The sequence below is a fragment of the Bacillus sp. J41TS8 genome (assembly GCF_018333035.1).
Classification (GTDB): domain Bacteria; phylum Bacillota; class Bacilli; order Bacillales; family Bacillaceae; genus Bacillus; species Bacillus paralicheniformis.
In genome coordinates this window covers 38,982-50,834 of sequence record NZ_BORF01000001.1, presented here as the reverse complement: position 1 = coordinate 50,834, position 11,853 = coordinate 38,982, and the positions used below count along the sequence as shown (strand labels likewise).

The 11,853-nt window shown below is 47.3% G+C and carries 12 protein-coding genes; 11 read left to right on the top strand and 1 reads right to left on the bottom strand.

The features are described 5' to 3' along the window. Positions 1–28 precede the first annotated feature (28 nt). The 9 genes from hemW (at position 29) to deoC (ending at position 9,979) form a co-directional block, all read left to right on the top strand. Positions 29–1,168: a radical SAM family heme chaperone HemW gene (gene hemW, locus KI350_RS00275; protein WP_065644205.1), complete on the top strand. Its 1,140-nt coding sequence runs from the start codon at positions 29–31 to the stop codon at positions 1,166–1,168. A gap of 80 nt (positions 1,169–1,248) precedes the next feature. Next, complete coding sequence (gene hrcA / locus KI350_RS00270) at positions 1,249–2,280, top strand: heat-inducible transcriptional repressor HrcA (protein WP_020452261.1); 1,032 nt, start codon at positions 1,249–1,251, stop codon at positions 2,278–2,280. A gap of 79 nt (positions 2,281–2,359) precedes the next feature. Continuing rightward, entirely contained in the window at positions 2,360–2,944 is a 585-nt protein-coding gene (gene grpE / locus KI350_RS00265) for a nucleotide exchange factor GrpE (RefSeq protein WP_065644204.1), read from the top strand. A gap of 23 nt (positions 2,945–2,967) precedes the next feature. Next, positions 2,968–4,800 (top strand): molecular chaperone DnaK, encoded by a 1,833-nt coding sequence (gene dnaK / locus KI350_RS00260; RefSeq protein ID WP_065644203.1) that lies wholly within the window; start codon positions 2,968–2,970, stop codon positions 4,798–4,800. A gap of 182 nt (positions 4,801–4,982) precedes the next feature. Continuing rightward, on the top strand, positions 4,983–6,110 hold the full coding sequence (dnaJ, locus tag KI350_RS00255) for a molecular chaperone DnaJ (RefSeq protein ID WP_065644202.1): 1,128 nt from the start codon (positions 4,983–4,985) through the stop codon (positions 6,108–6,110). Positions 6,111–6,133: 23 nt separating this feature from the next. After that, positions 6,134–7,069 carry a 50S ribosomal protein L11 methyltransferase gene (prmA, locus tag KI350_RS00250; protein WP_065644201.1) on the top strand — a complete coding sequence of 312 codons (936 nt, stop codon included), beginning with the start codon at positions 6,134–6,136 and terminating at the stop codon, positions 7,067–7,069. Positions 7,070–7,092: 23 nt separating this feature from the next. Further along, a complete protein-coding gene (locus KI350_RS00245) occupies positions 7,093–7,860 on the top strand; it encodes a 16S rRNA (uracil(1498)-N(3))-methyltransferase (RefSeq protein ID WP_065644200.1) in 768 nt (255 codons plus the stop codon). A 2-nt stretch (positions 7,861–7,862) separates the two neighbouring features. Continuing rightward, complete coding sequence (gene mtaB, locus KI350_RS00240; RefSeq protein WP_020452255.1) at positions 7,863–9,218, top strand: tRNA (N(6)-L-threonylcarbamoyladenosine(37)-C(2))-methylthiotransferase MtaB; 1,356 nt, start codon at positions 7,863–7,865, stop codon at positions 9,216–9,218. A gap of 89 nt (positions 9,219–9,307) precedes the next feature. Beyond that, the gene (gene deoC, locus KI350_RS00235) at positions 9,308–9,979 is read left to right on the top strand and encodes a deoxyribose-phosphate aldolase (protein ID WP_065644199.1); all 672 of its coding nucleotides are present in this window, start codon (positions 9,308–9,310) and stop codon (positions 9,977–9,979) included. An 18-nt stretch (positions 9,980–9,997) separates the two neighbouring features. Here the strand turns inward: deoC and KI350_RS00230 are convergent, their stop codons facing one another. Beyond that, positions 9,998–10,933, bottom strand: a complete 936-nt coding sequence (locus KI350_RS00230; RefSeq protein ID WP_065644198.1) for a Na/Pi symporter — start codon at positions 10,931–10,933, stop codon at positions 9,998–10,000. Positions 10,934–11,117: 184 nt separating this feature from the next. Here KI350_RS00230 and rpsU point away from each other — a divergent pair, with 184 nt between their 5' ends. Continuing rightward, positions 11,118–11,291, top strand: a complete 174-nt coding sequence (gene rpsU, locus KI350_RS00225; RefSeq protein ID WP_003183654.1) for a 30S ribosomal protein S21 — start codon at positions 11,118–11,120, stop codon at positions 11,289–11,291. A 14-nt stretch (positions 11,292–11,305) separates the two neighbouring features. Continuing rightward, positions 11,306–11,752, top strand: a complete 447-nt coding sequence (locus KI350_RS00220) for a GatB/YqeY domain-containing protein (protein WP_065644197.1) — start codon at positions 11,306–11,308, stop codon at positions 11,750–11,752. Positions 11,753–11,853 lie beyond the last annotated feature (101 nt).

Sequence of the window (11,853 nt, the reverse complement as noted above, 5' to 3'; positions counted from 1 at the left end):
CTTCTTCCTGTAAAAGAAGGTGAAAATAATGAAAGCAGCATATATCCATATTCCGTTTTGCGAGCACATTTGCCATTATTGCGACTTCAACAAGTTTTTTATTCAATCTCAGCCCGTTGATGAATATTTGCGCTCTTTAGAGAAGGAAATGGCCAATTCAATGGAAGCGGCCGGACATCCTGAGCTGAAAACGATCTTTATCGGGGGAGGAACGCCGACATCGCTGTCGGCAGCGCAGCTTGAACGGCTTCTTGATTCCATTCATCGCGTTTTGAAACCGTCCGAAAGCCTTGCCGAATTTGCAGTGGAAGCCAATCCCGACGATTTATCGGCTGAAAAGCTGGATGTTTTAAAGGCCGCCGGTGTAGACAGGCTGAGCTTTGGCGTACAGACGTTTGAAGACGAGCTGCTAAAAAAAATCGGCAGGGTCCACGAGCAAAAAGACGTACTCGTTTCCTTTGAAAGAGCGCGAAAGGCGGGATTTGATAATATCAGCCTTGATCTGATGTTCGGCCTGCCAGGACAAACCATCGGCCACTTCGCCTCATCGCTCGATACGGCGCTTGCCCTCGGGGCTGAACATTATTCGGTCTATTCGCTGATCGTCGAACCGAAAACCGTTTTTTATAACTTGATGAAAAAAGGCCGGCTTCATCTGCCGCCGCAGGATCAGGAAGCTGAAATGTACGAACTCGTGATGCGGAAGATGGAAGAAGCGGGCATCGGCCAATACGAAATCAGCAACTACGCCAAAAAAGGATATGAGAGCAAACATAACCTCACATATTGGAACAATGAGGAGTATTTCGGTTTGGGCGCGGGCGCGCACGGCTATATCAATGGTGAAAGAACGGTAAATGCCGGCCCTGTCAAACATTATATCGACCTGATTGAGCAGTCAGGCTTTCCTTATAAAGAAAAACACAGGGTTACAAAAAATGAACAGATTGAAGAAGAAATGTTTCTCGGTCTTCGAAAAACCGCGGGAGTAGACAAAGAACGCTTTTTCGAAAAATACGGAAGAACTGTCGACGATCTCTTCCCGAAAGTGCTCCGTTCGCTGGAAGAAACAGGGCTGATTGTGAACACGAGCAAAAATGTATTTTTATCACATAATGGAAAACTATTGGGGAATGAAGTGTTTCAGGCATTCCTGGGTGAGTTATAATTGACATTTTGATTTCGGTTTGGTAATTTTGATATACAATTAGCACTCAGTTGTGTCGAGTGCTAACAGGGGTGATATGGATGTTAACAAATCGTCAGCTGTTAATCTTGCAGGTTATCGTCAACGATTTCATTCGTTCAGCTCAGCCGGTAGGGTCAAGAACGCTTTCCAAAAAGGAAGATATCACATTCAGCTCAGCAACGATCAGAAACGAAATGGCTGACTTGGAAGAGCTCGGTTTTATCGAAAAAACCCACTCATCTTCAGGCCGGATTCCTTCTGAAAAAGGCTATCGCTATTATGTCGATCATCTGCTTTCACCCGGAAAGCTGTCAAAAACGGACTTGAACATTATTCATTCGGTTTTCAAAGAAAAAATCTTTGAACTCGAAAAAGCGGTGCAGAAGTCGGCTCAAGTGCTGTCTGATCTGACAAATTATACATCGATTGTCCTCGGTCCGAGACTGAGCGAGAACCATCTTAAACAGATCCAGATTGTGCCGATTCAGCCCAAGAAGGCCGTTGCCATTCTAGTAACGAATACCGGCCATGTCGAGAATAAAACGATCAATTTTCCGGCGGAGGTCAATCTTTCCGATCTCGAAAAGCTGGTGAATATATTAAATGAACGCCTTAGAGGCGTGCCGATCTCAGAGCTGAAAGACAGGATTTTCAAAGAGGTCGTCATCTTCTTAAAGTCGCATATCCAAAATTACGATACAATTTTACACGGGCTCGGCGCAACGCTGGATTCATCTGTTCAAACCGACCGGCTGTTTTTCGGCGGCAAGATTAATATGCTGAATCAGCCCGAATTTCACGATATTGACAGAGTGAAATCGCTATTGTCGCTCATTGAGAAAGAACAGGAGCTTCTCCGGCTCTTTCAGTCGACTGAGTCCGGAATTACCATTAAAATCGGCAAGGAAAACGACTATGAAGAAATGGAAAACTGCAGCCTGATTACCGCGACATACACGGTCGGCTCAAAACAGATCGGCTCCATCGCGGTCATCGGGCCGACGCGCATGGACTACTCCCGCGTCGTCGGTTTGCTTCAGCACGTATCATCTGACTTGTCAAAAGCGCTGACAAGTTTGTATGATGGGTAAGGCAGTACCTAAAACAGAGACAGAAGGGAGAAATCCCTTCTTTATCATGAAACTCATCCTTTAAGGGAGGTGAACACAGATGGCAGAAGAAAAACAAACCGAAGAGCTAAACGAACAAGAGGAACTGAACGAGACAGAAGCGGAGACAGCGGAAGCCGAACAAACGGCTGCTGAAGCTGATGCCCCGGTAGAAGACACTCAAACAGAAATGCTTGAAAAACAACTAAAAGAACTTCAAGAACGTCTTGAAGAAAAAGAAAATAAACTTTTACGTGTTCAGGCGGACTTTGAAAACTACAAAAGACGCGCACGCCTTGATCTTGAGGCTGCTGAAAAGTACCGTTCCCAGCGCATCATCAGCGAATTGCTGCCGGCGCTTGACAACTTTGAACGCGCACTTCAAATCGATCCTGACAACGAGCAGACGAAAAGCCTTCTTCAAGGGATGGAAATGGTGCACCGTCAAATTTTGGATGCTCTTAAAAATGAAGGAGTTGAACAGATTCCATCAGTCGGAGAGCAATTTGACCCGAACATGCACCAGGCTGTTATGCAGGTCGAGGATGAAGCGTACGAATCAAACGCAGTCGTTGAGGAACTGCAAAAAGGCTATAAACTTAAGGACCGGGTGATCCGTCCTTCTATGGTAAAAGTCAATCAATAACTACATAGCAGGAGGTAAAAATTATGAGCAAAGTAATCGGAATCGACTTGGGAACAACGAACTCATGCGTTGCAGTGCTTGAAGGCGGAGAGCCGAAAGTCATCCCAAATCCAGAAGGAGCCCGCACGACTCCTTCGGTTGTTGCATTTAAAAACGGAGAGCGCCAGGTGGGTGAAGTGGCGAAACGCCAGTCCATCACGAATCCGAACACGATCATGTCGGTCAAGCGCCACATGGGCACGGACTATACAGTTGAAATCGAAGGCAAAAAGTACACGCCGCAAGAAGTGTCTGCCATCATCCTTCAGCATTTGAAATCATATGCTGAAAGCTATTTAGGCGAAACTGTATCTAAAGCCGTAATCACAGTTCCTGCATACTTCAACGATGCAGAACGTCAAGCGACAAAAGATGCCGGTAAAATCGCCGGACTTGAAGTTGAGCGGATCATCAACGAGCCGACTGCAGCTGCGCTTGCATACGGTCTGGATAAGACGGAAGAAGATCAGACGATCCTCGTCTACGACCTTGGCGGCGGTACATTCGACGTTTCCATCCTTGAATTGGGAGACGGCGTATTCGAAGTTCGTTCCACAGCGGGTGACAACCGCCTTGGAGGAGACGACTTTGACCAAGTGATCATCGATCATCTCGTCTTAGAATTCAAAAAAGAAAACGGCATTGATCTTTCTAAAGACAAAATGGCGCTTCAGCGCTTAAAAGATGCGGCTGAGAAAGCGAAAAAAGACCTTTCCGGCGTATCTTCTACGCAAATTTCCCTGCCGTTTATCACAGCGGGTGACGCAGGTCCGCTGCACCTTGAATTGACACTGACCCGTGCGAAGTTTGATGAGCTGTCTTCACACTTGGTAGAGCGCACAATGGGCCCTGTCCGTCAGGCTCTTCAAGATGCGGGACTTTCTGCAAGCGAAATCGACAAAGTGATCCTTGTCGGCGGATCAACACGTATCCCTGCCGTTCAGGAAGCGATCAAAAAAGAAACTGGAAAAGAAGCGCATAAAGGCGTCAACCCTGACGAAGTCGTAGCCCTTGGTGCAGCCATTCAAGGCGGCGTCATCACAGGCGATGTCAAAGATGTTGTCCTTCTGGACGTAACTCCGCTGTCACTTGGTATCGAAACAATGGGCGGCGTGTTCACGAAGCTGATTGAGCGCAACACGACAATTCCGACAAGCAAGTCCCAAGTGTTCTCAACAGCGGCTGACAACCAAACAGCGGTTGACATCCACGTGCTCCAAGGTGAGCGCCCGATGGCTGCCGACAACAAAACGCTCGGACGCTTCCAGCTTACAGATATTCCGCCGGCTCCTCGCGGCGTACCGCAAATCGAAGTGTCATTTGACATCGATAAGAACGGTATCGTCAACGTCAGCGCGAAAGATCTGGGCACCGGCAAAGAGCAAAACATCACGATCAAATCTTCTTCAGGCCTTTCTGACGATGAGATCGAGCGCATGGTGAAAGAAGCTGAAGAAAACGCCGAAGCGGATGAAAAGAAAAAAGAAGAAATCGAGCTTCGCAACGAAGCGGATCAGCTTGTCTTCACAACTGAAAAAACGCTGAAAGATCTTGAAGGCAAAGCCGATGAAGCGCAAGTGAAAAAAGCGAATGAAGCAAAAGACGCGCTAAAAGCTGCGATCGAGAAAAATGACCTTGATGAAATCAAGGCGAAAAAAGATGAGCTGCAAGCGATCGTCCAAGAGCTTTCAATGAAGCTTTACGAAGAAGCTGCAAAACAGGCTCAGCAAGACGGCGGCGCTGACGCTAAAAAAGCCGACGACAATGTCGTGGACGCTGAGTATGAAGAAGTAAACGACGATAAAGATCAAAAATAATTGAAATAAAATGTGCTGTGCTTACCCCGGTTTGCACAGCACATGACCTTACAGGCGATGAAAGTCAAAGTCAGGATCTCTTGACTTTGACTTTTTTCTTCCTAAAGGACAAAAGGAATTGAAAAAACATAATTTGAAATGATACAATCTAATTTATGTGAGAAAATCGGGAGTGTGAAGAGATGAGTAAGCGTGATTACTATGAGGTGCTTGGGGTAGGTAAGAGCGCTTCTAAAGATGAGATTAAAAAAGCTTACCGCAAGCTTTCTAAAAAATATCACCCGGACATCAACAAAGAAGCCGGAGCGGATGAAAAATTCAAAGAAGTCAAAGAAGCCTATGAAACACTTTCTGATGACCAAAAACGGGCCCATTACGACCAGTTTGGCCACACCGATCCAAATCAGGGATTCGGCGGCGGAGGTTTCGGTGGCGGCGACTTCGGCGGCTTTGGGTTTGACGATATTTTCTCAAGCATTTTCGGAGGCGGCGCAAGGCGGAGAGATCCGAATGCCCCGAGGCAGGGCGCCGATCTGCAGTATACGATGACATTGTCATTTGAAGAAGCGGCCTTCGGAAAAGAGACGACGATCGAAATTCCGCGTGAAGAAACATGTGAAACATGCAGCGGCTCAGGCGCGAAACCGGGAACAAAGCCGGAAACATGTTCACACTGCGGCGGCTCAGGCCAGCTGAACATGGAGCAGTCGACTCCGTTCGGAAAAGTCGTCAACAGAAGAGTATGTCATTACTGTAATGGAACGGGTAAGCAAATTAAACACAAATGTTCAACTTGCGGCGGTTCAGGAAAAGTGAAAAAACGCAAGAAAATCAATGTCACCATCCCGGCGGGTGTGGATGACGGCCAGCAGCTTCGAGTATCCGGACAGGGTGAACCGGGGATCAACGGCGGTCCGTCAGGTGACTTATTCGTCGTTTTCCGCGTCCAAGAACACGAATTTTTCGAGCGCGATGGAGACGATATTTACTGCGAAATGCCGCTGACATTTGCACAGGCTGCGCTCGGGGACGAAATCGAAGTGCCTACTCTTCACGGAAAAGTAAAATTAAAAGTGCCGGCGGGCACGCAGACAGGCACCAAGTTCCGCTTAAAAGGAAAAGGCGTTGCCAACGTACGCGGGTACGGTCAAGGCGATCAGCACATCGTCGTCCGCGTCGTGACACCGACGAATTTAACAGAAAACCAGAAAAATATTCTCCGCGAATTTGCAGAAGTGAGCGGAAATATGCCGGATGAACAGGAAATGAGTTTTTTCGATAAAGTAAAGCGCGCCTTTAAAGGCGATTAATGATTGGATGAGGAGTTGGTAGTATGAAATGGTCCGAAATCTGCATTCACACGACACATGAAGCGGTTGAGCCCATCTCGAATATTTTGCATGAAGCTGGTGCGAGTGGAGTCGTAATTGAAGATCCGCTTGATTTAATTAAAGAGCGTGAGAATGTATACGGAGAAATCTACCAGCTCGACCCCAATGATTACCCTGATGAAGGAGTCATTATTAAAGCGTATCTCCCGATCAACAGTTTTTTGGGAGAGACCGTAGAAGGAATCAAGGAAACCATCAATAATCTGCTGCTGTATGATATTGACCTCGGACGCAACAAAATCACCATCAGCGAGGTTAACGAAGAAGAATGGGCGACAGCATGGAAAAAATATTATCATCCCGTAAAAATTTCCGAGAAGTTTACGATTGTTCCGACATGGGAAGAGTACACACCGGTTCATACGGATGAGCTCATCATCGAGATGGACCCGGGAATGGCCTTCGGAACAGGCACACACCCGACAACCGTACTTTGCATACAGGCGCTTGAAAGATATGTGAAAGAAGGGGATTCGGTCGTGGATGTCGGAACGGGAACAGGCATTTTGAGCATTGCATCAGCCATGCTTCGCGCCAAACAGGTTGAAGGATATGATCTCGATCCTGTAGCCGTGGAAAGCGCCCGCTTGAACTCCAAGCTCAATAAAGTCAGCGATCATATCGAGATCAAGCAAAATAATCTGCTCGACGGCGTCGAAGGAGAAAAAGACGTCATCGTCGCCAATATCCTGGCCGAGGTCATCTTGCGCTTTACGGATCAGGCATACGATCTGTTGAAAGACGGCGGCTATTTCATTACGTCGGGAATCATCCAGCAGAAAAAACAGGAAGTCAAAGATGCACTGGTGAAAGAAGGCTTTACGATCGTCGAGGTTCTTTCAATGGAGGACTGGGTCAGCATCATCGCTAAAAAATAATCGTTAGTAGGTGTGACAAGCGTATGCAACGATATTTTATCGAACAATCAAAACAAGAGGTCACAGCCGCACCCGCGTTCTCGATCAAAGGCGAAGACGTTCATCACATTGCGACCGTGATGAGGATGTCTCCCGGAGACGAGGTCATTTGCTGTGCAAAAGACGGCCATGAAGCGAAATGCCGGATCGAGTCCGTCACAAAAGACGAGGTTTTATTGAGCGTAAACGAATGGACGGGGCAAACACGCGAACTGCCCGTCCAGATCCATATTGCCAACGGCCTTCCTAAAGGAGATAAGCTGGAATGGATCATTCAAAAAGGGACAGAGCTCGGTGCAAGCTCGTTTATTCCTTTTCAGGCATCACGCTCCGTTGTTAAACTTGATGAAAAAAAGGCAAAGAAAAAGCGGGAAAGGTGGGCGAAAATCGCCAAAGAAGCCGCAGAACAGTCCCACAGAAACGCGATTCCCGATGTAGCGCCGGTTCACACGTTTCAACGTTTGCTTGAGAGCCTTGAGGACTTCGATAAATGTGTCGTTGCATACGAAGAGTCATCAAAGCAAGGCGAGACGAGCCGGTTTCAATCCGTGCTCAAAAGCCTGTCGGAAGGATCATCCGTACTCATGGTGTTCGGTCCTGAAGGCGGGTTTTCAGAAGATGAAATTGAAGCGCTTAAAGAAAAAGGAGCCCTCGCCTGCGGGCTCGGTCCGCGGATTTTAAGGGCGGAAACAGCTCCGCTGTACGCGTTGGCGGCAGTTTCTTATCATACAGAGTTATTAAGAGGTGAATAACAATGGCAACCGTTGCATTTCATACACTTGGCTGCAAGGTCAACCATTATGAAACAGAAGCAATCTGGCAGCTTTTCAAAGAAGCCGGCTACGAAAGAAAAGAATTTGAAAGTTCGGCGGACGTATACGTCATTAATACATGCACCGTCACAAATACAGGTGATAAAAAAAGCCGCCAGGTGATCAGACGGGCGATCCGCCAAAATCCTGACGCCGTCATTTGCGTGACAGGGTGCTACGCCCAGACTTCCCCGGCGGAAATCATGGCGATCCCGGGCGTTGATATCGTCGTCGGTACGCAGGACCGCGAAAAAATGCTCGGCTATATTAAGCAGTACCAGGAAGAAAGACAGCCGATTAACGGCGTCAGCAATATTATGAAAGCAAGAGTGTTTGAGGAGCTTGATGTTCCTGCATTTACCGACAGAACGCGTGCTTCTTTGAAAATTCAAGAAGGCTGCAACAATTTCTGCACATTCTGCATCATTCCGTGGGCGCGCGGCCTGCTTCGTTCCCGCGACCCTGAGGAAGTCATCCGCCAGGCGCAGCAGCTCGTTGATGCCGGCTATAAAGAAATCGTTTTGACCGGTATTCATACTGGCGGTTATGGAGAAGATATGAAAGACTACAACTTTGCGCAGCTGTTGAAAGAACTGGACAGCCGTGTGAAAGGTCTGAAACGAATCCGTATCTCTTCAATCGAAGCGAGCCAAATTACAGACGAAGTGATCGAAGTGCTTGACCGCTCAGACAAGATCGTCAGACACCTTCACATTCCGCTTCAATCCGGCTCAAACAGCGTTTTAAAACGGATGAGAAGAAAGTATACGATGGAGTTTTTCGCCGACAGGCTGACGAAACTCAAAAAAGCTCTTCCGGGGCTCGCAGTCACTTCTGATGTGATCGTCGGCTTCCCGGGGGAAACGGAAGAAGAATTCATGGAGACGTACAACTTTATTAAAGAACACAAGTTTTCCGAGCTCCACGTCTTCCCGTACAGCAAACGGACCGGAACTCCAGCAGCACGCATGGACGGCCAGGTTGACGAGAACGTGAAAAACGAAAGAGTTCACAAACTGATCGCTCTTTCAGATCAGCTTGCGAAAGAATACGCATCAGATTATGAAGGCGATGTTCTGGAAATCATTCCGGAAGAGCCGTTCACGGAAACGGGCGAAGACAATCTGCTTGTCGGCTACACGGACAACTACATGAAGGTCGTTTTCGAAGGTTCCGAAGACCTGATCGGCCAGCTTGTTAAAGTGAAGATCTTAAAAGCCGGCTATCCGTACAATAAAGGCCAGTTCGTCCGCGTCGCCGAAGACGACGTCCATGAAAACATCCGCTTATCGTCATAAATGATCAATTTAGCCGGTTCACGAAAAAGGTGTTCCGGCTTTTTTTGCGAATATCATAAAAGACAACCACTTGAAAAGGAGTCGGGACAATGACAAAACAAATTGCGCGAATGATCGATCACACGCTATTGAAGCCTGATGCTGTCACATCCGAAATCGAAGCGCTTTGCAAAGAAGCACGTGTATACGATTTTGCTTCCGTTTGCGTCAACCCTTGCTGGGTAAAGCTGTGCGCCGAGCTTCTTAAAGATTCAGAAGTGAAAGTGTGCACGGTTATCGGCTTTCCTTTAGGTGCAGCGTCTCCGGAAACAAAAGCCTTTGAAACCAGGCAGGCGATTGCAGACGGGGCCGGTGAAGTTGATATGGTGATCAACATCGGTGCATTAAAAGACCGCGATACCGGAACCGTGGAGCATGACATCAGAGCGGTGACAGACGCGGCCGTTGGCAAAGCTCTCGTAAAAGTCATCATAGAGACGTCACTGTTGACGGATGAAGAAAAAAGGCTCGCTTGTGAACTGGCCGTAAAAGCCGGCGCCGATTTTGTCAAAACATCGACCGGTTTTTCCGGCGGCGGCGCGACAGTTCAGGATATAAAACTGATGCGGGAAGCTGTCGGACCTGATATCGGCGTTAAAGCATCAGGGGGCGTCCGCGATAAGGAAAGCGCCCTTGCCATGGTTGAAGCCGGAGCGACGAGAATCGGAGCAAGCGCGGGCGTGTCGATTGTCAAAGGCTTAACAGCGGATGAAGACTACTAATCAAACAAAACCAGGCGTTTACCGGGCCTGGTTTTTGTTTGGGATGAGAAACATGATCAGCGAATGAAACAGATTTGAGAGCGGCAGAAACAATAGGGACGTGACGACGTTGAAGAGCAGGCTGAAATGGGCAATCTGTTGAGCGGGACTTGCCGACAGTCCGGAAATAAAGCCTGTTATTGATGAGAGCAGGGGGTATACAGCTGCTACACCGATGACATTAAACAGCACATGGGCATAAGCCGTTTGCCTGGCTGCAGCTCCGCCTTTGAAGGACGCCATCACGGCTGTGATACATGTCCCGATATTGGAGCCGAGAACAACGCTCATCGCTTCGGTCAAACCGACGACACCTTGATCCATAAAGCTCATCAGGATGCCGACACACGCCGAACTGGAATGAATCATCGCGGTCAAAACCGTGCCGATGATCAAGGCGTAAAGCGGTGAATCTTCGGCAAGCTGCACAATATAAGCGCCCGAGTCTAGCTGTGACAACGGCACGGCAAGCCGGCTGAAGCCGCTGATACAGAAAAAAATAACACCCAAGCCGATCATGCTTACGCCCACTTGCCGAAAAGGGGATTTTCCGGCAATGAAAAGAACCGCACCTGCGGCAAAAAGGGCAAAAATCAAAAATTCCAGCTTCACCGCCAAAAATTCCGTTGTGAAGGTGGACCCGATGTTTGTTCCCAAAATGAGCGGAATCGAACGTTTAAATGAAAGGGCGCCTACCGAGACAAAGCCAATGACGATCACCATAAATGCCGAGCTGCTTTGCAAAACCCCCGTAAATACAATGCTGACCAAAAAGGCTTTCACCGGATGATCCGTGAAAAACAGCAGCCGCTTTTCGATTTTTTCAAATGTCAGTGAAATCAAGCCTTTTCTCAGCATGCTCATGCCTTTGAGAAAAAGAACGATCAATAATATGAATAAGATCAGGATTATCATCAGTTTTTCGAACAGCCTCCTTTATAAATATATACAGACAAGCTGCCGAAATCATGACTGAACAATAAAACGTTCTCCTTGGTTGACCTTACCGGAGGCTTATATTATAATGTCAAAGTACATGTTTATATGTATGTCTTTTTTTAAAGCAGTCGATTGGTGTATTCGGAGGGAGGGAAAGAGAATGTCAAAAACGGTCGTTAGAAAAAACGAATCGCTTGAAGATGCTCTTCGTCGCTTCAAACGCAGTGTATCAAAGACAGGTACTTTGCAGGAAGCAAGAAAGCGTGAATTTTATGAAAAACCTAGCGTAAGACGCAAGAAAAAGTCTGAAGCTGCAAGAAAGCGCAAATACTAAAAGAGGGTGGATTTATGAGTCTTCTTGAGCGGCTGAATCAAGATATGAAGCTCTATATGAAAAACCGTGAGAAAGACAAACTGACTGTCATTCGCATGGTCAAAGCTTCGCTTCAAAACGAAGCAATCAAGCTTAAGAAAGACAGGCTGACCGATGATGAAGAACTGACTGTTCTTTCTCGTGAATTAAAACAGCGTAAAGACTCCCTCCATGAATTTTCAAACGCTAATCGTTCAGATTTAGTAGATAAAGTTCAAAAAGAGTTAGACATTCTGGAAGCTTATATGCCTGAACAGCTGACGGAAGAAGAGCTGCTCGGCATCGTCGACGAGACGATCGCCGAAGTCGGCGCCTCTTCAAAAGCGGATATGGGCAAAGTGATGAGCGCTATCATGCCGAAAGTCAAAGGCAAGGCGGACGGCGGTCTCGTCAATAAGCTTGTCAGCAAACAACTGTCTTAAGAAAAAGACGCCTTTAAGCAATTAAAGGCGTCTTTTTTTGTGCGTGTTCATACAATAGAAAAGTAGTAGAAAGATGAAACCTTTGCTACATTTATAACGTA

What these genes read in the sequence shown, in the direction of transcription:
- rpsU (WP_003183654.1), top strand. Translation starts at nt 11,118, where the DNA reads ATGTCAAAAACGGTCGTTAGAAAAAACGAATCGCTTGAAGATGCTCTT.
- dnaJ (WP_065644202.1), top strand. Translation starts at nt 4,983, where the DNA reads ATGAGTAAGCGTGATTACTATGAGGTGCTTGGGGTAGGTAAGAGCGCT.
- mtaB (WP_020452255.1), top strand. Translation starts at nt 7,863, where the DNA reads ATGGCAACCGTTGCATTTCATACACTTGGCTGCAAGGTCAACCATTAT.
- KI350_RS00245 (WP_065644200.1), top strand. Translation starts at nt 7,093, where the DNA reads ATGCAACGATATTTTATCGAACAATCAAAACAAGAGGTCACAGCCGCA.
- hrcA (WP_020452261.1), top strand. Translation starts at nt 1,249, where the DNA reads ATGTTAACAAATCGTCAGCTGTTAATCTTGCAGGTTATCGTCAACGAT.
- grpE (WP_065644204.1), top strand. Translation starts at nt 2,360, where the DNA reads ATGGCAGAAGAAAAACAAACCGAAGAGCTAAACGAACAAGAGGAACTG.
- dnaK (WP_065644203.1), top strand. Translation starts at nt 2,968, where the DNA reads ATGAGCAAAGTAATCGGAATCGACTTGGGAACAACGAACTCATGCGTT.
- prmA (WP_065644201.1), top strand. Translation starts at nt 6,134, where the DNA reads ATGAAATGGTCCGAAATCTGCATTCACACGACACATGAAGCGGTTGAG.
- hemW (WP_065644205.1), top strand. Translation starts at nt 29, where the DNA reads ATGAAAGCAGCATATATCCATATTCCGTTTTGCGAGCACATTTGCCAT.
- KI350_RS00220 (WP_065644197.1), top strand. Translation starts at nt 11,306, where the DNA reads ATGAGTCTTCTTGAGCGGCTGAATCAAGATATGAAGCTCTATATGAAA.
- KI350_RS00230 (WP_065644198.1), bottom strand. Translation starts at nt 10,933, where the DNA reads ATGATAATCCTGATCTTATTCATATTATTGATCGTTCTTTTTCTCAAA.
- deoC (WP_065644199.1), top strand. Translation starts at nt 9,308, where the DNA reads ATGACAAAACAAATTGCGCGAATGATCGATCACACGCTATTGAAGCCT.